General features: G+C 73.9%; 20 protein-coding genes. 14 read left to right on the top strand and 6 right to left on the bottom strand.

Annotated elements, in window-relative coordinates:
- Positions 1-27: 27 nt before the first annotated feature.
- Positions 28-1,347, bottom strand: coding sequence for a homogentisate 1,2-dioxygenase (hmgA, locus tag ACH4K1_RS29480; protein WP_398092605.1), 1,320 nt, complete (start codon positions 1,345-1,347; stop codon positions 28-30).
- Positions 1,348-1,559: 212 nt separating this feature from the next.
- Between hmgA and ACH4K1_RS29475 the strand changes: the two genes are divergently transcribed.
- From ACH4K1_RS29475 to ACH4K1_RS29450, 6 genes are all read left to right on the top strand, one after another.
- Positions 1,560-2,180, top strand: a complete 621-nt coding sequence (locus ACH4K1_RS29475) for a TetR family transcriptional regulator (RefSeq protein WP_398092604.1) — start codon at positions 1,560-1,562, stop codon at positions 2,178-2,180.
- A 123-nt stretch (positions 2,181-2,303) separates the two neighbouring features.
- The gene (locus ACH4K1_RS29470) at positions 2,304-4,508 is read left to right on the top strand and encodes a molybdopterin-dependent oxidoreductase (RefSeq protein WP_398092603.1); all 2,205 of its coding nucleotides are present in this window, start codon (positions 2,304-2,306) and stop codon (positions 4,506-4,508) included.
- A gap of 139 nt (positions 4,509-4,647) precedes the next feature.
- Positions 4,648-6,102 (top strand): CitMHS family transporter, encoded by a 1,455-nt coding sequence (locus ACH4K1_RS29465; protein WP_398092602.1) that lies wholly within the window; start codon positions 4,648-4,650, stop codon positions 6,100-6,102.
- Positions 6,102-7,445 carry an MFS transporter gene (locus tag ACH4K1_RS29460; protein ID WP_398092601.1) on the top strand — a complete coding sequence of 448 codons (1,344 nt, stop codon included), beginning with the start codon at positions 6,102-6,104 and terminating at the stop codon, positions 7,443-7,445. The genes ACH4K1_RS29465 and ACH4K1_RS29460 overlap by 1 nt, the downstream gene beginning before the upstream one ends.
- Positions 7,446-7,794: 349 nt before the next feature.
- Positions 7,795-9,189 (top strand): aldehyde dehydrogenase family protein, encoded by a 1,395-nt coding sequence (locus ACH4K1_RS29455; RefSeq protein WP_398092600.1) that lies wholly within the window; start codon positions 7,795-7,797, stop codon positions 9,187-9,189.
- Between the two features lie 146 nt (positions 9,190-9,335).
- Positions 9,336-10,415, top strand: coding sequence for a Zn-dependent alcohol dehydrogenase (locus ACH4K1_RS29450; RefSeq protein ID WP_398092599.1), 1,080 nt, complete (start codon positions 9,336-9,338; stop codon positions 10,413-10,415).
- Positions 10,416-10,494: 79 nt separating this feature from the next.
- On the opposite strand, the gene ACH4K1_RS29445 is transcribed toward ACH4K1_RS29450, so the two are convergent.
- Positions 10,495-11,460 carry a DMT family transporter gene (locus ACH4K1_RS29445; protein ID WP_398092598.1) on the bottom strand — a complete coding sequence of 322 codons (966 nt, stop codon included), beginning with the start codon at positions 11,458-11,460 and terminating at the stop codon, positions 10,495-10,497.
- 116 nt (positions 11,461-11,576) lie between these two features.
- Positions 11,577-12,254: a TetR/AcrR family transcriptional regulator gene (locus ACH4K1_RS29440; protein WP_398092597.1), complete on the bottom strand. Its 678-nt coding sequence runs from the start codon at positions 12,252-12,254 to the stop codon at positions 11,577-11,579.
- 91 nt (positions 12,255-12,345) lie between these two features.
- Between ACH4K1_RS29440 and ACH4K1_RS29435 the strand changes: the two genes are divergently transcribed.
- The 3 genes from ACH4K1_RS29435 (at position 12,346) to ACH4K1_RS29425 (ending at position 14,630) form a co-directional block, all read left to right on the top strand.
- Positions 12,346-13,497 carry an acyl-CoA dehydrogenase family protein gene (locus ACH4K1_RS29435; RefSeq protein ID WP_398092596.1) on the top strand — a complete coding sequence of 384 codons (1,152 nt, stop codon included), beginning with the start codon at positions 12,346-12,348 and terminating at the stop codon, positions 13,495-13,497.
- A gap of 124 nt (positions 13,498-13,621) precedes the next feature.
- Positions 13,622-13,912: a YiaA/YiaB family inner membrane protein gene (locus ACH4K1_RS29430; protein ID WP_228991444.1), complete on the top strand. Its 291-nt coding sequence runs from the start codon at positions 13,622-13,624 to the stop codon at positions 13,910-13,912.
- An 82-nt stretch (positions 13,913-13,994) separates the two neighbouring features.
- Entirely contained in the window at positions 13,995-14,630 is a 636-nt protein-coding gene (locus ACH4K1_RS29425; RefSeq protein ID WP_398092595.1) for a TetR/AcrR family transcriptional regulator, read from the top strand.
- A 43-nt stretch (positions 14,631-14,673) separates the two neighbouring features.
- Here ACH4K1_RS29425 and ACH4K1_RS29420 read toward each other — a convergent pair whose 3' ends face one another.
- Positions 14,674-15,135 carry a MaoC family dehydratase gene (locus tag ACH4K1_RS29420; protein ID WP_228991442.1) on the bottom strand — a complete coding sequence of 154 codons (462 nt, stop codon included), beginning with the start codon at positions 15,133-15,135 and terminating at the stop codon, positions 14,674-14,676.
- Positions 15,136-15,249: 114 nt separating this feature from the next.
- Between ACH4K1_RS29420 and soxR the strand changes: the two genes are divergently transcribed.
- Positions 15,250-15,744, top strand: a complete 495-nt coding sequence (soxR, locus tag ACH4K1_RS29415; protein ID WP_398092594.1) for a redox-sensitive transcriptional activator SoxR — start codon at positions 15,250-15,252, stop codon at positions 15,742-15,744.
- Positions 15,745-15,769: 25 nt separating this feature from the next.
- Here the strand turns inward: soxR and ACH4K1_RS29410 are convergent, their stop codons facing one another.
- The gene (locus tag ACH4K1_RS29410; protein ID WP_398092593.1) at positions 15,770-16,384 is read right to left on the bottom strand and encodes a hypothetical protein; all 615 of its coding nucleotides are present in this window, start codon (positions 16,382-16,384) and stop codon (positions 15,770-15,772) included.
- Positions 16,385-16,637: 253 nt separating this feature from the next.
- Between ACH4K1_RS29410 and ACH4K1_RS29405 the strand changes: the two genes are divergently transcribed.
- Complete coding sequence (locus ACH4K1_RS29405; RefSeq protein ID WP_398092592.1) at positions 16,638-17,120, top strand: GNAT family N-acetyltransferase; 483 nt, start codon at positions 16,638-16,640, stop codon at positions 17,118-17,120.
- 101 nt (positions 17,121-17,221) lie between these two features.
- Here ACH4K1_RS29405 and ACH4K1_RS29400 read toward each other — a convergent pair whose 3' ends face one another.
- Positions 17,222-18,502: an exo-beta-N-acetylmuramidase NamZ domain-containing protein gene (locus tag ACH4K1_RS29400; protein ID WP_398092591.1), complete on the bottom strand. Its 1,281-nt coding sequence runs from the start codon at positions 18,500-18,502 to the stop codon at positions 17,222-17,224.
- A gap of 275 nt (positions 18,503-18,777) precedes the next feature.
- Here ACH4K1_RS29400 and ACH4K1_RS29395 point away from each other — a divergent pair, with 275 nt between their 5' ends.
- From ACH4K1_RS29395 to ACH4K1_RS29385, 3 genes are read left to right on the top strand one after another with little or no spacing between them, the layout of a single operon-like run.
- Entirely contained in the window at positions 18,778-19,548 is a 771-nt protein-coding gene (locus tag ACH4K1_RS29395; RefSeq protein WP_398092590.1) for an SDR family oxidoreductase, read from the top strand.
- Positions 19,545-21,314, top strand: a complete 1,770-nt coding sequence (locus ACH4K1_RS29390; RefSeq protein WP_398092589.1) for a class I adenylate-forming enzyme family protein — start codon at positions 19,545-19,547, stop codon at positions 21,312-21,314. The genes ACH4K1_RS29395 and ACH4K1_RS29390 overlap by 4 nt, the downstream gene beginning before the upstream one ends.
- 49 nt (positions 21,315-21,363) lie before the next feature.
- A complete protein-coding gene (locus ACH4K1_RS29385) occupies positions 21,364-21,957 on the top strand; it encodes a TetR/AcrR family transcriptional regulator (protein ID WP_398092588.1) in 594 nt (197 codons plus the stop codon).
- Positions 21,958-22,046: the final 89 nt, after the last annotated feature.

The following is a 22,046-nucleotide window of genomic DNA, read 5'->3' as shown; positions in this document are numbered from 1 at the left end:
CCGTCCCGTCCTCGGACCTCTTGCCGTCTACGGCCGGAAGTTGCGGCTCAGACCCTGCCACACGTCGTCGTACCCGCGCTGCAGATGGTCGGCGGTGGCCGCCTGAGCGGTGGCCGTGACCGGCCAGCGGGTCTCGAACATGAAGGCCAGTCCGTCGTCGATCTTCTGCGGCTTCAGCTCCGCCGCGCTCGCCCGGTCGAACGTCTCCCGGTCCGGTCCGTGCGCCGACATCATGTTGTGCAGGGAGCCGCCGCCGGGGACGAAGCCGTCCGCCTTCGCGTCGTACGCCCCGTCGATCAGCCCCATGTACTCGCTCATCACGTTGCGGTGGAAGTACGGCGGCCGGAAGGTGTCCTCGCCGACCAGCCAGCGCGGCGCGAAGACGACGAAGTCCACCCCGGCCAGCCCCGGGGTGTCGGACGGCGAGGTCAGCACCGTGAAGATCGACGGGTCGGGGTGGTCGTAGCTGATCGTGCCGATCACGTTGAACCGGCGCAGGTCGTAGACGTACGGGGTGTGGTTGCCGTGCCAGGCCACCACGTCGAGCGGCGAGTGGTCGTACGTCGCCGTCCAGAGGTTGCCGCAGAACTTGTTGACCACCTCCACCGGGCCCTCGCGGTCCTCGTACGCGGCGACGGGGGCGAGGAAGTCCCGGGCGTTGGCCAGGCCGTTGGCGCCGATCGGGCCCAGGTCGGGCAGGGCGAAGGGGCGGCCGTAGTTCTCGCAGACGTACCCCCGCGCGGTCTCCTCCAGCAGCTCCACCCGGAAGCGGATCCCGCGCGGGATCAGCGCGACATGGCCCGGTTCGGCGCGCAGCAGCCCCATCTCGGTGCGCAGCAGCAGTCCGCCGCGCTCCGGGACGATCAGCAGCTCGCCGTCGGAGTCGCTGAACACGCGGTCCGTCATGGAGGTGTCGGCGTGGTACAGGTGGATCGCCATCCCGGCGCGCCGGGTGGCGTCGCCGTTGCCGCCGAGTGTCCACAGGCCGCTCAGGAAGTCCGTGCCGGGGGCGGGGTCGGGCAGCGGGTTCCAGCGCAGCCGGTTGGGGTCCGGCACGGTCTCGGTGAACGGCGCGGAGCGCAGGCTCCCGTTGTCGGTGCGGGTGAACGCCGGGTGGGCGGCCGAGGGGCGGATGCGGTAGAGCCAGGAGCGGCGGTTGTCCGCGCGCGGTTCGGTGAAGGCGGAGCCGCTCACCTGCTCGGCGTACAGTCCGAGCGGGGCGCGCTGGGGGGAGTTGCGCCCGTGCGGCAGCGCTCCGGGAACCGCCTCGGAGCCGTGCTCGTTGCCGAAGCCCGAGGAGTACGTCAGCCCCTCGGCCGTCTTCCTCGCCTGGTCGATCGCGCTCATCCCGCACTCCCGGTGTCCCCGTGAAATCCCTCGGACCCGCCGGACGGCGAATCCTATGTACCACCGTAGGAATGAGGGCGGGGCACGTCAACGGCGCGCATCGCGCCATTCGCGGGGTGTGCCGCCCCCTCCGGGGCCGGGGGCGGTCGCGGGCGGGCTCGGGGCCGGGCGGCGGGGTGCTTCCGTTCGCCCGGCGGGGCGGGCACGGCATCATGGGGACCGTGCCCCACGTCAACCCGAACCTCCGCCGCGCCCCGGTGCAGCAGCGCAGTGCCGACCGGCTGGCCCGGATACTCGACTCCTGCGCCGCGCTGCTCGACGAGACCGGATACGAGCTGCTCACCACCCGTGCCGTCGCCGAGCGCGCCGAGGTGCCCATCGGCTCCGTCTACCGGTTCTTCTCCAACAAGCGCGCGCTCGTCGAGGCCCTCGCCCTGCGCAACCTGGACGTCTACGCCGACCGGGTGGCCGCCCGGCTCGCCAAGCTCCCCGACGCCGACTGGCGGGCCGCCATCGACGCGGTGCTCGACGAGTACCTGGCGATGAAGCGCGATGTCCCCGGCTTCGCACTGGTCGATTTCGGGCCGCCCTCCCCGGCCGAGGGCGCCGCGGACGACGCCAACCGGCGTCTCGCGGACCGGCTCGCCGTGCTGCTCGCCGACCACCTCGGCCGCCGGGCCGACGAGCGGCTGTCCCGCGCGGTCCTGGTGAGCGTCGAGGCCGCCGACGCGCTCCTCCAACTCGCCTTCCGCGCGGAGCCGTCGGGGGACGCGGCCATCGTCGCCGAGACCCGCACCCTGGTCCGCTCCTACCTCGCCCACACGCTCGACTGAGCGGAGGCAGCCACCTCCCCTCCGTCCGTACCGGTCGGTATGCTCGGCCGGGCCGGGAACGGGCGCTCCTGCCCGCCCGGCCCATGTCCGCGTGCCGCCGCCGCAGCCGCCCGGGGAGGGCCCATGTCCCACGACTCCCGTACCGCACCGCGCATCTGTCCCCTCTGCGAGGCCACCTGCGGCCTCACCCTCACCATCGAGGGGACCACCGTCACCGGCGCGCGAGGCGACCGCGACGACGTCTTCAGCCGAGGCTTCATCTGCCCCAAGGGGGCCTCCTTCGGAGCACTCGACGCCGACCCCGACCGGCTGCGCGCCCCCCTCGTGCGCGGCGCCGACGGGAAGCTGCGCGAGGCGTCCTGGGACGAGGCGTTCGACCTGATCGCCGCCCGGGTGCCGGCCCTGACGAAGGCTCACGGCCCGAACGCGGTCGGCGTGGTCCTCGGCAACCCGAACGTGCACACCATGGCGGGCTCCCTCTACCCTCCCCTGCTGCTCGGGGCCCTGCGCACCCGCAACCTCTTCACCGCCAGCACCCTGGACCAGATGCCCAAGCACGTCTCCAGCGGACTGCTCTTCGGCGACGCCCACGCCATCCCCGTACCGGATCTCGACCGCACCGACCACCTCCTCCTGATCGGCGCCAACCCGCTGGAGTCCAACGGCAGCCTCTGCACCGCCCCGGACTTCCCCGGCCGGCTCAAGGCCCTGCGACGGCGCGGCGGCACCCTCACCGTCATCGACCCGCGCCGCACCCGCACCGCCCGCCTCGCCGACCGGCACATCGCGATCCGGCCCGGCGCGGACGCCCTGCTGCTGGCCGCGCTCGCGCACACCCTGCTCGCCGAGAAGCTCGCCGACCCGGGGCCGCTCGCCGAGCACCTGGAAGGGATGGACGAACTCGCCGCCGCCCTGGCCGACTTCACCCCCGACGCCGTCGCCGCCGCGTGCGACGTGGACGCGGCCGCCATCACCGCCGTCGCCCGTGAACTCGCCGCCGCCCCCACCGCCGCCGTCTACGGGCGCATCGGCAGCTGCACCGTCGAGCACGGCACGCTCGCCAGCTGGCTGATCGACGTCCTCAACATCCTCACCGGCAACCTCGACCGGCCCGGCGGCGCGCTGTTCCCGCTCTCCGCCACCGCCCGCGCCCCCCGCCCCGCCGGGCCCGGGCCCCGCGCCGCCGTCCCCGGCAAGGGCTTCGCGCTCGGCCGCTGGGCCAGCCGGGTCTCCGGGCACCCCGAGGCCAAGGGCGAACTGCCCATCGCCGCCCTCGCGGAGGAGATCGACACCCCGGGCGACGGCCGTATCCGCGCCCTGCTGGTCCTCGCCGCCAACCCCGTGCTCTCCGCGCCCGACGGCGACCGCCTCGACGCGGCGCTCGCCGGGGGAGTCGACTTCATGGTGAGCGTCGACCCCTACCTCAACGAGACCTCCCGCCACGCCGACGTCGTCCTGCCCCCGCCGCCGCCCTCGCAGAGCGCCCACTTCGACTTCGCGTTCAACGGCTTCGCCGTCCGCAACCAGGTCCGCTACACCCGGGCCGCCGTGCCCCTGGAGGACGGGCGGATGGACGAGAGCGAGATCCACGCCCGGCTGATCCTCGCGGTGAGCGGCATGCACGGCGCGCCGCCCTCCGCCGTCGACGACCTCGCCGTCGACGCCGCCATCGCCAGGGCGGGGGCCCCGAAGGAGCTGGCCGGCGAACTCACCGGGGCCGACGGCCCCGAACGGCGACTGGACCTGATGCTGCGCCTGGGCCCGTACGGGCTGACGCTGGAGCGGCTCCTCGCCCACCCGCACGGCATCGACCTCGGCCCGTTGGAGCCCCGGCTCGCCGACGTCCTGCGCACCCGCTCCGGCCGCGTCGAACTGCTCCCGGAGCCGATCGCCGCCGACCTTCCGCGGCTGCGCCGGGCGCTGGGGGACCGGCCCGCCCCGCTCGTCCTCGTCGGCAGGCGGCACCTGCGCTCCAACAACAGCTGGATGCACAACGTCGGCTCGCTCACCGGCGGAACCAACGTCTGCACCCTCCAGATCCACCCCGACGACGCGGCCCGCATCGGACTCGTGGACGGGGCCCTCGCCCGGATCGAGTCCGCGGGCGGCGGCGTCGAGGCCCCCGTCGAGATCACCGACACCGTGCGCGGCGGGGTGGTGAGCCTGCCCCACGGCTGGGGGCACAACCGTCCCGGCACCCGGATGTCGGTCGCCGCCGCCCACCCCGGCGTGAACGTGAACCAGCTGCTCGACGGCACCCTCCTGGACCCGCTGTCCGGCACCGCCGTGCTCAACGCCATCCCGGTCTCCGTCACCCCGGTTCCTTAGCATCACCGTGTTGACCTGGGGTTTTGCTCGTATTGCTCACACGTCAACATCTTGTTAACGCTGGGAGGCGACCCCTAACGTCGTCCGGACCGACCGCCGAGACCGGTGGGAGTTCAAGGATGAACGTTAGGTATCCCCCATGCTGACAATCCTCGGCTTCGCCATGATCGCGACCTTCCTGGTCCTGATCATGACGAAGAAGATGTCGCCGATCGCGGCGCTGGTACTGATCCCCGCACTGTTCTGCGTCGCCGTCGGACAGGGCGCGCAACTCGGTGACTACGTCATCGAGGGCGTCGGCAACCTCGCCCCCACCGCCGCCATGCTGATGTTCGCCATCGTCTACTTCGGCGTGATGATCGACGTCGGCCTCTTCGACCCGGTCGTCCGGGGCATCCTGCGGTTCTGCAAGGCCGACCCGATGCGGATCGTCGTCGGCACGGCGGTCCTCGCCGCGATCGTCTCGCTGGACGGCGACGGCTCCACCACCTTCATGATCACCGTCTCGGCGATGTACCCGCTCTACAAGCGGCTGAAGATGAGCCTGGTCGTGATGACCGGCGTCGCCGCCACCGCCAACGGCGTCATGAACACCCTCCCCTGGGGCGGCCCCACCGCCCGCGCCGCCACCGCGCTCAAGCTGGACGCCTCCGAGATCTTCGTGCCGATGATCCCGGCCCTGGCCATGGGCCTGCTCGCGGTGTTCGCGCTGGCGTACGTGCTGGGCCGCCGGGAGCGCAAGCGGCTGGGGATGCTCACCCTCGACGAGGCGCTGGTACGGGACGCCGAGCCGGAGACCGTGACGGTCGGCGCCGGAGCCGGAGGCGCGGGCGGCGGCACGGACCGCCTCCGCAAGGGTGCGGCCGGTTCCGCTTCGGGCCCCGCCGCCACGGGCGGCGACGGCGCGGCGGGAGCGGGCGCGGCGGCCGGGGACGAGGAGGACGACGAGGAGTTCCAGGGCCTCGACCCGAACCGGTCCACCCTCCGCCCGAAGCTCTACTGGTTCAACGCCGGGCTCACCGCCGCCCTCCTGACGGCGATGATCATGGAACTGATGCCGATCCCGGTGCTCTTCCTCCTCGGCGCGGCCCTCGCGCTCACCGTGAACTTCCCCCACATGCCCGACCAGCGCGCCCGGATCGCCGCCCACGCCGACAACGTCCTCAACGTCTCCGGCATGGTCTTCGCCGCCGCCGTCTTCACCGGGGTCCTCACCGGCACGGGCATGGTCGAGCACATGGCCGACTGGGTCGTCGGCGCGATCCCCGACGCGATGGGCCCGCACATGGCCCTCGTCACCGGCCTGCTGAGCCTGCCGCTCACCTACTTCATGTCCAACGACGGCTTCTACTTCGGCGTCCTGCCGGTCCTCGCCGAGGCGGGCGCGGCCCACGGGGTGTCGCCGCTGGAGATCGCCCGCGCCTCCCTGGCCGGCCAGGCGCTGCACATGTCCTCGCCGCTCGTGCCCGCCGTGTACGTCCTCGTCGGCATGGCCAGGGTCGAGTTCGGCGACCACACCCGCTTCACCGTCAAGTGGGCCGTCCTCACCTCGCTGGTGGTGCTCGCCGCGGGCATCCTGTTCGGCATCATGTGATGGTGTCCGCGCCGCGAACCGGGCCCGGCAGGGGCTGGCTGCTGCGCCTCGTCATCGCCTTCGCCTTCGCGCAGGGGGCGGTGTCGATGGCGCGGCCCGCCGTCTCCTACCGGGCCCTCGCGCTCGGTGCGGACGAGACGGCGGTCGGCGTCATCGCCGGGGTCTACGCCCTGCTCCCGCTGTTCGTCGCGGTGCCGCTCGGCCGCCGTACCGACCACGGCCGCTGCGCCCCCCTGCTGCCGCTCGGCGTCCTCCTGATCTCCGGCGGCTGCGCGCTCAGCGGCCTCGTCCCCTCCCTGCCCGCGATGGCCGCCTGGAGCGGGGTGACGGGCCTGGGCCACCTGTGCTTCGTGATCGGCGCCCAGTCGATCGTGGCCCGGCAGTCCGCACCCGACGAACAGGACCGCAACTTCGGGCACTTCACCATCGGAGCCTCGCTCGGCCAGCTCATCGGCCCGGTCGCGGCGGGCGCGCTGATCTCCGGGCAGGGCGGCGTCCTGGGCCGTACGAGCGCGCTGGCGCTCCTCGTCTCGGCCGGGGTCTGCGCGGCCGCCCTCACCTCGCTCTGGCGCATCGAGCACCGCCGGGAGGGCGGCGCCCGGTCGCGGGCGGGTGAAAAGGTCCCGGTCCGGACCATCCTGGGCGCACGCGGCGTCCCCGCCGGCATCCTCATCAGCATGGCGGTGCTCTCCGCCACCGACATCCTCACCGCCTACCTGCCGGTCGTCGGCGAGCACCGCTCCATCGCGCCCGCCACCGTCGGGCTGCTGCTGAGCCTGCGGGCCGCCGCCACGATCGCCTGCCGGCTGGTGATGACGCCGCTGCTGCGGCTGCTGGGCCGCCGGGCGCTGCTGACCACCAGCTGCCTGCTCGCCGGACTGCTGTGCGCGGGGGTCGCGCTGCCCGTCTCCGTACCGGTCCTCGCCGTGATGCTGGCCGTGCTCGGGTTCTGCCTCGGCGTCGGCCAGCCGCTGTCCATGACCACGGTCGTCCGGGCCGCCCCCGAAGGGGCGCGCTCCACCGCGCTGGCCCTGCGGCTGACCGGCAACCGGCTCGGCCAGGTCGCCGCCCCCGCCGCGGCGGGCCTGATCGCGGGTGCGGTGGGGGTGGCGGCCCCGTTCACGCTGCTCGGTGTGGGGCTGCTCGGCGCGGCGGGGCTCGGCCTGCGCGGTGACGGGCGTACGGAGCCGGTCCCCGCGCCGCCGGAAGGCGCCCCCATGCCACCGGAAGACGCCCCCGCGCCGCCGAAGAGCGCCCCCGTGCCGCCGGAAGCCGGGGCCGTACCGGCGAAGTCGCGGGGCCGGGCGGCCGGCGGCCGGTCCCATCCTCCCCCCGCCCCCTGAGGGGGCCCGCGGGACCGGCGTGCCGGTCCGGCCCTCCCCGTCAGCCGCGTGAGCGGCCCGGGGCATCAGGCGCGTGAGGGGCCCGGGACGCTGGGGGTGTGTTCGCCGTCTCCCGAGGACCGCCGAACACGCCCCGCGCCGCCCTCCGCCCCGCTGTCGCCGGTCCGGAGCGCGGATGGCCGCGCCGGGAAGCGGGTAAGGGCCCGGAGGCGTACGCGCCCGGCGTGACCGGCGTCTCGGAAGGCTCCCTGGCGCCGGAAAACTAACGGCGCTAGTTTGGGCGGGTGCGACGTGCGCCCGCGCCGCACGGCTTCGGCGCTCCGCACAGCACGTCCGGGAGGAAACAGCCATGAAGGCCCATGACCAGATGTACATCGACGGTGCGTGGCGGCCCCCCGTCGGGCAGGACACGATCGCGGTCGTGAACCCGGCCGACGAGCGGGTCATCGCCCAGGTGCCGGCGGGCACGGCCGAGGACGTGGACGCGGCGGTACGGGCCGCGCGCGCCGCCTTCCCGGCGTGGGCCTCGACGCCGCCCGCCGAGCGCGCCGCCCGGCTCACCGCGCTGGCCGACGCACTGGCCGCCCGCAAGGACACGCTGGCCGAGACGATCACGGCCGAGCTGGGTTCCCCGTTGCCGCTGTCGCAGATGGTCCACGCGGGCGTCCCCGTCCTGGTGGCCGCCTCGTACGCCGAACTGGCCGCCTCCTACGCCTTCGAGGAGCGGATCGGCAACTCCACCGTCCTCCTGGAACCGGTCGGCGTGGTCGGCGCGATCACCCCCTGGAACTACCCGCTCCACCAGATCGTCGCCAAGGTCGCCCCCGCGCTCGCCGCCGGCTGCACCGTCGTCCTCAAGCCCGCCGAGGACACCCCGCTCACCGCCCAGCTCTTCGCCGAGGCCACCGAGGCCGCCGGCCTGCCGCCCGGGGTCTTCAACCTGGTCACCGGCCTCGGACCGGTCGCCGGACAGGCGCTCGCCGAGCACGAGGACGTCGACCTGGTCTCGTTCACCGGGTCCACCGCCGTCGGCAAGCGGATCGGCGCCACCGCCGGGGCCGCCGTCAAGCGCGTCGCCCTCGAACTGGGCGGCAAGTCCGCCAACGTGATCCTGCCCGGCGCGGACCTCGCCAAGGCGGTCAACGTCGGCATCGCCAACGTCATGACCAACTCCGGCCAGACGTGCAGCGCCTGGACCCGGATGCTGGTGGACGCCGAGCGGTACGACGAGGCCGTGGAGCTGGCGGCCAACGCCGTCACCAAGTACGTGGCGGGGGAGCGGGTCGGCCCGCTCGTCAACGCCGAGCAGCAGGCGCGGGTACGCGGCTACATCGCCCGCGGCATCGAGGAGGGCGCCCGGCTGATCGCGGGCGGCCCGGACGCGCCCCTGGCGACCGGCTTCTACGTCAGCCCGACCGTCTTCGCCGACGTCACCCCGGAGATGACGATCGCCCAGGAGGAGATCTTCGGCCCGGTGGTCTCGATCCTGCGGTACGAGGACGTGGACGACGCCCTGCGGATCGCCAACGGCACCGTGTACGGGCTCGCCGGGGCGGTGTGGGCCGCGACCGACGAGGAGGCGGTGGCCTTCGCCCGCCGGATGGAGACCGGGCAGGTCGACATCAACGGCGGGCGGTTCAACCCGCTGGCCCCGTTCGGCGGTTACAAGCAGTCGGGGGTCGGCCGCGAGCTGGGGCCGCACGGCCTGGCGGAGTACCTCCAGACCAAGTCGCTCCAGTTCTGATCCCGTCCGCACCGTGCGGGTGAGCCCGCCGGGACGTACGCGTACCGCGGCGGTGACGCGCCGAGGCGCCGACGTGCCGGGGAACCCGACCGGGATACCGACGTACCGTCCGATCCAGCCGTTCGAAGAGCCATGGGAGTCTGTTCGTGGTCCGCGCCGCCGTACTGCCCGCCGTCGGAGCTCCGCTGGAGATCACCGACATCGTCCTGCCGGAGCCCGGCCCCGGCCAGGTGCGCGTCGCGCTCGCCGCCGCCGGTGTCTGCCACTCCGACCTGTCCCTGTCCAACGGCACCATGCGCGTCCCGGTGCCCGCCGTCCTCGGCCACGAGGGCGCCGGTACGGTCCTGGCGGTCGGCGAGGGCGTCACCCATGTCGCGCCCGGCGACGGCGTGGTCCTGAACTGGGCGCCCTCGTGCGGTTCGTGCTTCCACTGCGGGATCGGCGAGGTCTGGCTCTGCGCCGACGCCCTCAAGGGCGCCGCCGGCCTCCACGCCCGTACGGCGGACGGCGCCGACCTCCACCCCGGGCTGAACGTCGCGGCGTTCGCGGAGGAGACCGTCGTCGCCGCGAACTGCGTGCTCCCCGCCCCCGACGGCGTCCCGCTCACCGACGCCGCCCTCCTCGGCTGTGCGGTCCTCACCGGCTACGGGGCCGTCCACCACAGCGCCCGGCTCCGCGAGGGCGAGAGCGTCGCCGTCTTCGGGATCGGCGGCGTCGGCCTGGCCGTGCTCCAGGCCGCCCGGATCGCCGGGGCGTCCCGGATCATCGCGGTCGACGTCTCGCCGGCCAAGGAGGAGCTGGCCCGGCAGGCGGGGGCGACCGACTACCTGATCGCCTCCGCCACCACCCCGCGCGAGATCCGGAAGCTCACCGGGGGCCAGGGCACGGACGTGGCGGTCGAGTGCGTCGGCCGGCCCGCGACCATCCGGGCCGCCTGGGAGTCCACCCGGCGCGGCGGGCGCGCGACCGTCGTCGGGATCGGCGGCAAGGACCAGGTGGTCAGCTTCAACGCCCTGGAGATCTTCCACTGGGGCCGGTCCCTCACGGGGTGCGTCTACGGCAACAGCGATCCGGCGCGCGACCTGCCCGCCCTCGCCGACCACATCCGCGCCGGCCGCTTCGACCTGTCGATGATGGTCACCGAGCGCATCGCGCTGGACGGCATCCCCGCCGCGTTCGCCAACATGATCGCGGGCAAGGGAGGTCGGGCCCTGGTCGTCTTCTAGGGGAAGCGCCCCCGGGGGGGGGCGGGGGAGCGCTTCCCCGGGGCCCCTGCGGACGGCGACGGCAGGGTGGCGGCAGGCCCTACGGCGCGTCCGAGCGCGCGTCCGCTTGGGCGGCGGGGGCCGGGGCCCCGCGTGCGGCCCCGGCCCGGCCGCCGCTCCGGGAGACCGCCACTCCGGCCAGGCAGAGCACGCCGCCCAGGACGCCGAGCGGGGTCGGCGCCTCGTTCAGGAGCACCCACGCCATCAGCACGACGATCGCCGGGACCGCGTACGTGGTCGCGCCCATCCGGCCCGCCGTGGTCCGGGCCAGGGCGTAGCCCCAGGTGGTGAAGGCCAGCGCGGTCGGGAAGACGCCCAGGTAGACCATGTTCAGGGTGGCGGACAGCGGGGCGTCGGCGGCCTCGGAGACCAGCACCCCGGTGAACGGCAGGCAGGCCACGGCCCCGATCAGGCAGCCGAAGGTGTTGATCTGGAGCGAGGAGCCGTGCTCCAGCGCCGGCTTCTGGCTCACCACCCCCGCCGCGTACGCCACCGCCGCCAGGACGCAGAGCGCCACGCCCAGCACGGAGGAGGAGCCGTGCCCGGACATCCCGAGCCCGACCACCACCGCGCCCGCGAAGGAGACGCCCATACCGGTCAGCAGCCGGCGCGGCAGCCCCTCGCCGAGCATCCGGGCCCCCATCAGCGCCATCAGGATCGGCCCGATGTTCACCAGCATCGCGGCCGTCCCCGCGTCGACCTCCTGCTCGCCCCAGTTCAGGGCCACCATGTACAGCCCGAACCACAGCACGCCCGAGGTGACGATCCCGGGCCAGGCCCCGCGCCGGGGCAGCCCCTCCCGGCGGACGAGGAGGATCGCCCCGAGCACGAGGGCGCCCGTCGCCAGCCGCCCGAGCGCCAACGCGCCGGGGGAGTACGCCTCGCCCGCGCTGCGGATGGAGACGAAGGCGGAGGCCCACAGCACGACGGTGGTGCAGGCGGCGGCCACCGCGCGGCGGCGCCCGGAGGGCGGCGAGACGGGGAGGGGTGTCGGGGTCGTCGTCATGGCCACGACCGTAGAACCGAATCGCTGCGGCCCCCACCGAATTGTCATCCCCCGTCAATCGGCGCCCGCCCCGGCTCCGGAACACCGGTCGGTCGGCGGCCGCCCCGGCCCCGGCGTCAGGGGCCGGGCACGTCCTGCCGAACCGTTTCCGTGGGGGGCGCGTACTGCTCGTACTGGAGCGCCAGCCCGTCCAGCAGCGCCCGCAGCCCCGTCTCGAACGCCCCCTCGTCGACCTGGCGGCGGTGGTCCGCCAGCAGGTGGGCCTGGCCGAGGTGCGGGTAGTCGGCGGGGTCGTAGGCGGTCTCGTCGTCGACGAACCCCCCGGCGAACGATCCCAGCGCCGAACCGGTGATGAAGTACCGCATCAGCGCCCCGATCCGCGTGGCCTGCGCGGGCGGCCACCCCGCGCCCGTCATCGCCCCGAACACCGCGTCCGCCACCCGCAGCCCCGCCGGCCGGCGGCCGGGGCCCCGGGCCAGCACCGGGACGATGTGCGGGTGCGCGGCGAGGGCGGCCCGGTAGGAGAGCGCCCAGTCGTGCAGCGCCTCGCGCCAGCCGCGCGGGTCCGACGCCTCGAACATCGACAGGTCGACCTGGGCGGAGACGGCGTCGGCGACCGCGTCGAGGATCTCCTCCTTGTTGCGGAAGTGGTTGTAGAGCGAAGGCCCGCTGACCCCCAGGACGGCCGCCAGGCGGCGCGTGGAGACGGCGTCGAGCCCCTCGGAGTCCACGAGCGCGCTCGCCGCCCCCACGATGCGGTCTCTGCTGAGGAGGGGCTTGCGCGGTCGGGCCATGCCGCTCATAGTAGGGCCTGCGTACCGGAAACTAGCAGTGCTAATTAATGTGCGCCCCCAGCGGCGCCCGGGAGAGGTGGGGTGGCGCGCGATGGACCTGGCGCTCAACGAGGAGCAGGAAGCCGTCCGGAAGCTGGCCGAGGAGTTCGTCGCGCGCGAGGTCGCCCCGCACGTCGTCGCGTGGGACCGCGCCGAGAACGTCGACAAGTCGATCGTGAGGAAGCTCGGCGGTCTCGGCTTCCTCGGCCTGACCGTCCCCGAGGAGTACGGCGGCTCCGGCGGCGACCACCTGTCCTACTGCCTGGTCACCGAGGAGCTGGGGCGCGGCGACTCCTCGGTGCGCGGCATCGTCTCCGTATCGCTCGGGCTGGTCGCCAAGACCATCGCGTCCTGGGGGAGCGAGGCGCAGAAGCGGGAGTGGCTGCCCCGGCTGACGGCGGGCGAGGCGATCGGCTGCTTCGGCCTCACCGAGCCCGGCACCGGCTCGGACGCCGGGAACCTCGCCACCAGGGCGGTCCGCGACGGCGGCGACTACGTGGTCAACGGCGCCAAGACGTTCATCACCAACGGCACCTGGGCCGATGTCGTCCTGCTCTTCGCGCGTACGGGAGACGCCCCCGGCCACCGGGGCGTCTCCGCCTTCCTCGTCCCCGCCGACGCCCCCGGCCTCACCCGCCGCACCATCCACGGCAAGCTCGGCCTGCGCGGCCAGGCCACCGCCGAACTGGTCCTCCAGGACGTCCGGATACCCGCCTCCGCCCTCCTCGGCCCCGAGGGCAAGGGGTTCTCCATCGCCATGTCCGCCCTGGCCAAGGGGCGGATGTCGGTCGCGGCGGGCTGTGTGGGCATCGCGCAGGCGGCGCTGGACGCGGCCGTGCGGTACGCGGGCGAGCGCGAGCAGTTCGGCAAAGCCATCGCCGGCCACCAGCTCGTCCAGGAACTGCTCAGCGACATCGCCGTGGACGTGGACGCCGCCCGCCTGCTGACCTGGCGGGTCGCCGACCTGATCGACCGGGGCCAGGAGTTCGCCACGGCCGCCTCCCAGGCCAAGCTGTACGCCTCCGAGGCCGCCGTCCGCTGCGCCAACAACGCCCTCCAGGTCTTCGGCGGCTACGGCTACATCGACGAGTACCCGGTCGGCAAGCTGCTTCGCGACGCCCGGGTGATGACGCTCTACGAGGGCACGAGCCAGATCCAGAAGCTGATCATCGGCCGTGCGCTGACCGGCGTCTCCGCCTTCTGACCGGCGTCCCCGCCCCCGGCCGGAGGGGCGCCGTCCCGCGCTCCGGTTCGTACGGGCGGCTGAGTAGCCGGTCTGAGTAGGGGCGCGGATGTGGCGTGCGCCACGACGGCGGGATGCTCGGTCCATGAGCGACACGACATCCGTCAAGCAGCAGAGCACCACCGCCTTCTACGGCCAGGCCGTCGCCTCCTTCATGGTGGCGAGCGGCGCGGTGGCCCTCGGCGTCTTCTTCCTCGACGCCGACGCCTGGGTGCGCGGTTTCCTCGCCATCGGGGTGCTCTATCTGGTCACGTCCTGCTTCACGCTCGCCAAGGTGATCAGGGACCGGCAGGAGGCCGGGCAGATCGTCAACCGGGTCGATCAGGCCCGGCTGGAGAAGATCCTCGCCGACCACGACCCCTTCCAGAAGCTCTGAGCCGCAGGAGGACGGGCCCCTAAGCGCTTGCTCAGGTTCGGGGTATGGTGTTCGTCCTGTTGACGGAGAGGGGCCCTGGGCGATGTGTGCGGCGGAGGAGACGAACGGTGAGGACGCGCCGTGGGGCGAGGTCGCTCCCGAGGCGGCCAGGAGGCTCCTCGTCGCCGCGGTGGACGCCTTCGCCGAGCGCGGGTACCACGCCACCACCACCCGTGACATCGCCGGCCGGGCGGGGATGAGCCCCGCCGCCCTCTACATCCACTACAAGACGAAGGAAGAGCTGCTCCACCGGATCAGCAAGATCGGCCACGAGCGGGCGCTGTCCGTGCTGGAGGCCGAGGCGGACCGGGAGGGCACGGCCGCCGACCGGCTCGCCGGGGCCGTCCGCTCCTTCGTCCGCTGGCACGCGGAGCGGCACACCACCGCCCGGGTCGTCCAGTACGAGCTGGACGCGCTGGGCGAGGAGCACCGCATCGAGATCGTCGCCCTGCGGCGCAGGAGCGACGCCGTGGTCCGCCGGATCATCGGCGAGGGCGTACGGGGCGGCGAGTTCGACGTCACCGACGTGCCGGGCACCACGCTCGCGGTGCTGTCCCTCTGCATCGACGTCGCCCGCTGGTTCAACGCCCAGGGCAGCCGTACGCCCGACGAGGTCGGCGAACTCTACGCCGGCCTCGTCCTGCGGATGGTCGGGGCCCGGCCGGTCCGGACGCGGTAGCCGGTCCGGAGGCGCCGACCGCGGTCCGGAGGCCGCAGCCGGGTCAGAAGTAGTAGCGGGACACCGTCTCGGCGACGCAGGCCGGCTTCTCGCCGCCCTCGCGCTCGACGGTGACGACCGCCGTGACCTGCACGCCGCCGCCCGTCTCCTCGACCTCGCGGAGCACCGCCGTGGCGCGCAGCCGGGAGCCGACCGGCACGGTCGAGGGGAAGCGGACCTTGTTGGCCCCGTAGTTGATGCCCATCTTCACGCCCTCGACCCGCATCACCTGCGGCACCAGCGCGGGCAGCAGCGAGAGCGTCAGGTAGCCGTGCGCGATGGTCGTGCCGAACGGCCCGTCCTTCGCCCGCTCCGGGTCCACGTGGATCCACTGGTGGTCGCCGGTCGCCTCGGCGAAGCCGTCGATCCTCTCCTGCCCGATCTCCAGCCAGTCGCTGTGTCCCAGCTGCTCGCCCACCCCGTCCCGCAGCTCCTGCGCGGACGTGAAGATCCTTGGTTCTGCCATGTTCCCGGTTCCTGCCTTCCGGCTCGGCGCACCACCCGGCGCGATGTCTAAGCGCTTGCTCAGCATCGTCGGGCGGCGCGTTCCTTGTCAACGACATGGCAGTAGGTTTGAGGCGTGCCACAGATCCCGCAGTCACTCCAGGAACTCTCGGTCGGTCAGCTCTCGGCGCGCAGCGGCGCCGCCGTCTCCGCCCTGCACTTCTACGAGTCCAAGGGCCTGATCGCCTCCACCCGTACCAGCGGCAACCAGCGCCGCTACTCGCGTGACGCCCTGCGCCGGGTCGCCTTCGTCCGGGCGGCCCAGCGCGTCGGCATCCCCTTGGCCACGATCCGCGAGGCGCTCGCCCAACTGCCCGACGAACGCACGCCGACCCGCGAGGACTGGGCCCGCCTCTCCGAGGTCTGGCGCGGAGAACTGGACGAGCGCATCACGCAGTTGCACCGGTTGCGCGACCACCTGACCGACTGCATCGGCTGCGGCTGCCTGTCGCTGGAGACCTGCGTGCTCTCCAACCCCGACGACGTCAACGGTGAGAAGATCACCGGATCCCGTCTCATGCCCGAGCGCAGGAGGCCGCCCGAGCCCGAACAGCCGCCCGGGCAACCGTAGTCCGGCGAGGCGCGGGCGCCCGGCCTCACGCGGCGGCGGCGGTCCGTTCGCGGTGGCGGGGCAGCCGGGCCCGAGCCAGCGTGCGGTCGGTCAGGGCGGGTTGCGGCACCGCGATGCCGCAACCCGTGCAGACCGGGCCCGCCCACGCCTCCTCGCCCCGCTCCTGCCGCCACTCGATGCCGGTCCCCGCGCAGACGGGGCAGGCGGAGCCGGGGCCCGAGCCGAGGGCCGCGATCAGCCGGCGCAGGACCTCGGCGAGGGGCTCGCTGGGGTGGACCTCCGGGTCGGTGCAGCGGGCCACCCCGTGCCCGCCCCAGGTGCGCCGGTGCCAGTCGTCGAACGCGCCGGGCCGCCGCCGCCCCGCGTGCTTCTCGCGCCGCCGCCGCTCGGCGAACCGCGCCTCGTACGCGAGCCAGACGGCCCGCGCCTCCTCCAGTTCCTCCAGCGCGCGGATCAGACGCGCCGGATCGGGGGCCCGGTCCTCGGGGTCGATCCCGTGCCGGGCGCACAGATGGTCCCAGGTCGCCCGGTGCCCGTACGGGGCGAACCTCTCCAAACACTTGCGCAGCGAGTACCGCCGCAGGGCGAGATCGCCCAGGGGATCGCGGACCTGTCTTGCAAGACTCCGGAAACCGGCCATGTCACCGCCACCTCCGCCGTTCGTCCTTGGACGTCAAGGAGTGGACGTACGCCTGCCCGTTCCGGCTCCATCGAAAGATGAAAACCGTCCATTGGCCGAGACTCCCCATGCCGGACGGAGCGCCAGGGGTGGGGCGAAGCGGCGTCCGGGCGGCCGCCTCCCGCGCCGGGGCGCCGGGCCGGTCGGGCGGGCGCGCCCCCGCTGACCAGGTAATTCAGTGGAGAAACCGGCGGCGATGAGATGATGTGACCTCATGACGACTGGATCTCTCCGCCTTGAAGCGGTCACCCCCGACACGGTGCTCGAAGCCTGTCGGCTGGACGTCGCCCCCGAGCAGCGGAAGTTCGTCTCGCCGGTGGCGCAGTCGCTGGCCGAGGCGTACGTGCACCCCGATACCGCGTGGCCCCGGCTGATCCGCGACGGCGACCGCGTCGTGGGCTTCGTGATGGCCTTCTTCGACGTGCGGTTCGACTTCGACGCCGGGGCGCCGGGCGCCCCGCCCCGCTCCGGACTGTGGCGGCTCGCCGTGGCCGCCGGGGAGCAGGGCCGGGGGTACGGGCGGTTCGCGGTGGAGGCGGTGAACGAGGAGATACGGCGGCGCGGGGGGACGGTCTCGACCGTGACCTGGCGCCTCGGCGAGGGCGGCCCGGAGGAGTTCTACCTCCGCCTCGGCTACCGCAAGCGCGGCCTCACCGAGGACGGCGAAGCCCTCGGCGACCTGGACCTGACCGGCTGACCGCTCACCGGCTGACCGGCCGGGGGACGGGGGACCGGGGCCGGCCGGTCGGCGGGCCGCCGCTCGGCAGGCCCCCGGCCCGGCCGGCTCCCGGCCCGCCGCTACCCGCCGTACCGCAGATACCCGCGCCGCTTCGCCCGGAACGCCGCCAGGTCCCGCTGCCACGCCCCTACCACCGCGTCGGTGTCCGCGCCCGCGTCGATCATCGTGCGGACCCGGGTGTTGCCGGTGAGCTTGTCGATCCAGTTGTCCGGCCGCCAGGCGAAGCCGCTCCACGTCCGCTTCGCCGTGACCAGCAGGGCGATCCCGGTGCGGACCGGATCGAAGACCTCCCGGTCCCGGACGTGCACCTGCACCCCGCCCACCGTCTTCCCCGCGAACTTGGAGAAGGTCGGCGCGAAGTACGCCTCGCGGAAGGCCACCCCCGGCAGTTCCAGCGCGTTCGCGGCGGCCGCCCACCGGTGGTCGACGCCCTCCGCGCCCAGCAGCTCGAAGGGGCGCGTGGTGCCCCGGCCCTCGGAGAGGTTCGTGCCCTCGAAGAGGCAGGTGCCGGAGTAGACGAGCGCGGTCTCGGGCGTCGGCATGTTCGGGCTCGGCGGCACCCACGGCAGCCCGGTGTCGTCGAAGAAGTCCGAGCGCCGCCACCCCGACATCGTCACCACGTCCAGCCGCGCCGGATTCTCGTGCAGGAACTCCGCGTTGAAGAACAGCGCCAGCTCCGCCACCGTCATCCCGTGCGCCTGGGCGATCTCCCGGCGGCCGACGAACGTGCCGAACGCCGGGTCCAGCACCGGCCCCAGGGCCTCGCGCCCGGTGACCGGGTTGGGCCGGTCCAGCACCACCAGGCGCTTGCCCGCGAGCGCTGCGGCCTCCATGCAGTCGTAGAGCGTCCAGATGTAGGTGTAGAAGCGGGCGCCGGCGTCCTGGATGTCGAAGAGGACCGTGTCCACGCCCGACGCGATGAAGACGTCCGCCAGCTCCCGGCCCCTCTTGAGGTACGTGTCGTAGACCGGCAGCCCGGTCGCCGGGTCGTCGTAGCGCCCCTCGGAGCCGCCCGCCTGCGCGGTCCCCCGGAAACCGTGCTCGGGTCCGAACACGGCGGTCAGCTCCACCCGGGAGTCCGGGTGCATGACGTCCACGACGTGCCGTACGTCGGCGGTGACCCCGGTCGGGTTGGTGACGATCCCGACCTTCTGGCCCCGCAGCATCCGGTAGCCGTCGGCCGCCAGCCGGTCGAAGCCGGTGCGCACCCGGCCGCGCCCGTGCCCGGGCCCGCGTCCGCGCGCGGACGACGCCGTGGCGGGACCGGTACCGGCCGCCGTCGCCGCCAACGCCCCCATCGCGCCACCCGCGGCCAGCACACCACGTCGGGACAGGCTCATTCCGCTACCTCCATGATCGCGCCGACTGTCATGGCCACGCACGCTAGCGCGGGCCGGGGCCGCGCGGAACGACCCGGACGGCACGGATTCCCCGCGCCGGAACCCGGCCGCCGTCCCGGGGGCGGCACCGCCCGGGGCCCCGAAGCCGTACCCCTCCCGGCCGGACCGCGCCGGGCCTGCCGGCCGGGAACCGGCCCCCTCCCGCGCGCCCCGGCTCTTCCCGGATGACATACCGACTGGTTAGTCTGCCGGTGCAGCCGGACGGGAGAGGCGGGATGACGATGGGTACGGTGCAGGGCGCCGGAGTGGTGGTCACCGGGGCCGGAGGCGGCATCGGCGCCGCGCTGGCCCGCAGGTTCGCCGCCCAGGGAGCGCGGGTCGTCGTCAACGACCTGGACCCCGCGCGGATCGAACCGCTCGCGGAGGAGATCGGCGGCTTCGCCGTCGTCGGGGACGCCTCGGGCATCGTGGACGCGGCCCGTGAGGCGCTCGACGGCACGGTGGACGTCTACTGCGCCAACGCGGGCCTCGCCTCGCCCGGCGACGCGTTCGCCGACGAGGAGGTCTGGGCCGCCGCCTGGGACGTCAACGTGATGGCCCATGTCCGCGCCGCCAGGGCGCTCCTGCCGGACTGGCTGGAGCGCGGCGGCGGCCGGTTCGTCACCACCGCCTCCGCCGCCGGACTGCTGACGATGATCGGCGCGGCCCCCTACAGCGTCACCAAGCACGGGGCGGTGGCCTTCGCCGAGTGGCTCTCGCTCACCTACCGCCACCGGGGGGTCAAGGTCCACGCGATCTGTCCGCAGGGCGTGCGCACCGACATGCTCACCGCCGCCGGTTCGGCGGGCGAGCTGGTCCTCGCCCCCGGCGCGATCGAGCCGGACGCCGTCGCGGAAGCCCTGTTCGCGGCGATGGACGAGGACCGCTTCCTGGTCCTGCCGCACCCGGAGGTGGCCGGCTACTACCAGGCGCGCGCCGCCGACCCCGACCGGTGGATGGGCAGCATGAACAGGCTCCAGCAGAAGTGGGAGGCGAGCGGAGCATGAGCGACCCGACGCGCCCCGGCCCCGCGCACGCCTCCGGGGCCCCGGCCCCGGAGGTCCCGGGCCCCGCCTCCGCGCCCGCCGCCCCCGGCGCCGACCGCCCGGCCGCTTCGATCTACGCCGCCCGGCCCTGGCTGGCCCTGCTCAGCGAGGCCCAGCGCGCCCCCGTCACCCCGCCCCCGAGCATGCTGCACTCCTGGCGGGCCGCCGTGGACCGGGCCCCGGACCGCACCGCCCTCGCCTACTTCGACGGCCGCCTCGACTACCGCGAGACCGACGAACTGTCCGACTCGGTGGCCGGGCACCTCGCCGCCCGGGGGCTGCGGCGCGGCGACCGGGTCGCGATCATGCTCCAGAACAGCCCGCACTTCGTCCTCGCGCTGCTCGGCGCGTGGAAGGCGGGCGCGACCGTCGTCCCGCTCAACCCGATGTACAAGGCCGGCGAGGTCGGCCACGTCCTCGCCGACGCCGGGGTCACCGCGCTGATCTGCTCGGACCGGGGGTGGGAGGCGTATCTGCGGGAGACCGCGGCGGCGGCCCCGCACCTCCGGATCGCGCTCACCGCCTGCGAGCTGGACCTCCAGAACGTGAACGACCCCCGCGTCCTCGGCTTCGAACGGCTCCCCGCCCCCGGCCCCGACGACCTCGCGGACGACCTGCTGGCCGTCGCCCGCGCCGGCCGCCCCGCCCCGGCGGTTCCGGCCCCCGCCGCCGCCGACACCGCGCTGATCAGCTACACCTCCGGGACCAGCGGCACCCCCAAGGGCGCGATGAACACCCACGGGAACATCACGGTCAACGCCGAACGCCAGCGCACCGGCCATCCGATTCCGGAGGGCTCCGCCTACTTCGCGCTCGCCCCGCTCTTCCACATCACCGGCATGGTCTGCCAGTTCGCCGCCTGCGTCGCCAACGCGGGCACTCTCGTCCTCGCCCACCGTTTCGAGGCGGGCGTCGTGCTGGAGGCGTTCGCCGCCCACCGCCCCGCCTACACCGTCGGCCCCTCCACCGCCTTCATGGCCCTGGCCGCGCACCCGGACGCCACCCCGGACCACTTCGCCTCGTTCCGGGTGATCTCCTCCGGCGGCGCACCGCTGCCGCCCGCCCTGGTGGAGAGGTTCCGCGCGGGCTTCGGCCCCTACCTCCGCAACGGCTACGGACTCACCGAGTGCACCGCCCCCTGCGCCTCGGTCCCGCCCGAGCGCGAGGCCCCCGTGGACCCGGTCTCGGGCACCCTCTCGGTCGGCGTCCCCGGCCCGGACACCGTCGTACGCATCCTGGACGAGGAGGGGCGCGAGGCGCCCTTCGGGGAGCAGGGTGAGATCGCGGTGCGCGGCCCGCAGGTCGTTCCCGGCTACTGGAACCTCCCCGAGGCCACCGCCGCCGCCTTCCCGGACGGCGAGCTGCGCACCGGGGACATCGGCTTCATGGACGCGGCGGGCTGGCTGTACGTCGTGGACCGGAAGAAGGACATGATCAACGCCTCCGGGTTCAAGGTGTGGCCGCGTGAGGTCGAGGACGTCCTCCACACCCACCCGGCGGTGCGCGAGGCGGCCGTCGTCGGCGTGCCCGACGCCTACCGGGGGGAGACCGTCCGGGCGTACGTGAGCCTGCGGCCGGGCGCGTCGGTGGACCCCGGCGACCTGCGCGCGTACTGCGAGGAACGGCTCGCCGCCTACAAGTATCCGCGCGAGGTGCAGATCCTGAGCGAGCTGCCGAAGACGGCGAGTGGGAAGATCCTCAGGCGGGAACTGCGTTCCCCCCGTTAGAACAGCGTCGAAACCGCGCACGCACGGTACGAAAGGAAGGTGGCGGCTCATGTCCACGGCGACGGACCAGAACGGCACTCCCGTCCCTCAGAGACTGCTGGCCGCCGCCACCCGGCTCTTCGCCGAGCGCGGGTACGACCGCACCTCGGTCCAGGAGATCGTCGAGGCGGCGGGCGTCACCAAGGGGGCGCTCTACCACTACTTCGGCTCCAAGGAGGACCTGCTCCAGGAGGTCTACGCCCGGGTGCTGCGGCTCCAGCAGGAGCGCCTGGACGCCTTCGCGAACGCCGAGGCCCCCGTCGAGGAGCGGCTGCGGGGCGCGGCGGCCGACGTGGTGGTCACGACCATCGACAACCTGGACGACGCGTCGATCTTCTTCCGTTCCATGCACCACCTGAGCCCGGAGAAGAACAAGCAGGTACGGGTCGAGCGCCGCCGCTACCACGAGCGCTTCCGGGCCCTGATCGAGGAGGGCCAGCGCAGCGGGGTGTTCTCCTCGGCCACCCCCGCCGACCTGGTCGTCGACTACCACTTCGGCTCCGTCCACCACCTCTCCACCTGGTACCGCCCGGACGGCCCGCTCAGCCGCCAGGAGGTCGCCGACCACCTCGCGGACCTGCTGCTGAGGGCCCTGCGCCCCTAGTAGTGCTTCGTTAGGTTCTGCGTCTGCTCCGGTTGCGGGGCAGGGGGCGGTTGCAGGTGGTGCAGGTGCCGGTCCAGCCCTTCAGCAGG

The organism is Streptomyces sp. NPDC017448, assembly GCF_044330565.1.
Classification (GTDB): Bacteria; Actinomycetota; Actinomycetes; order Streptomycetales; family Streptomycetaceae; genus Streptomyces.
This window is presented reverse-complemented; position numbering and strand designations above follow the sequence as displayed.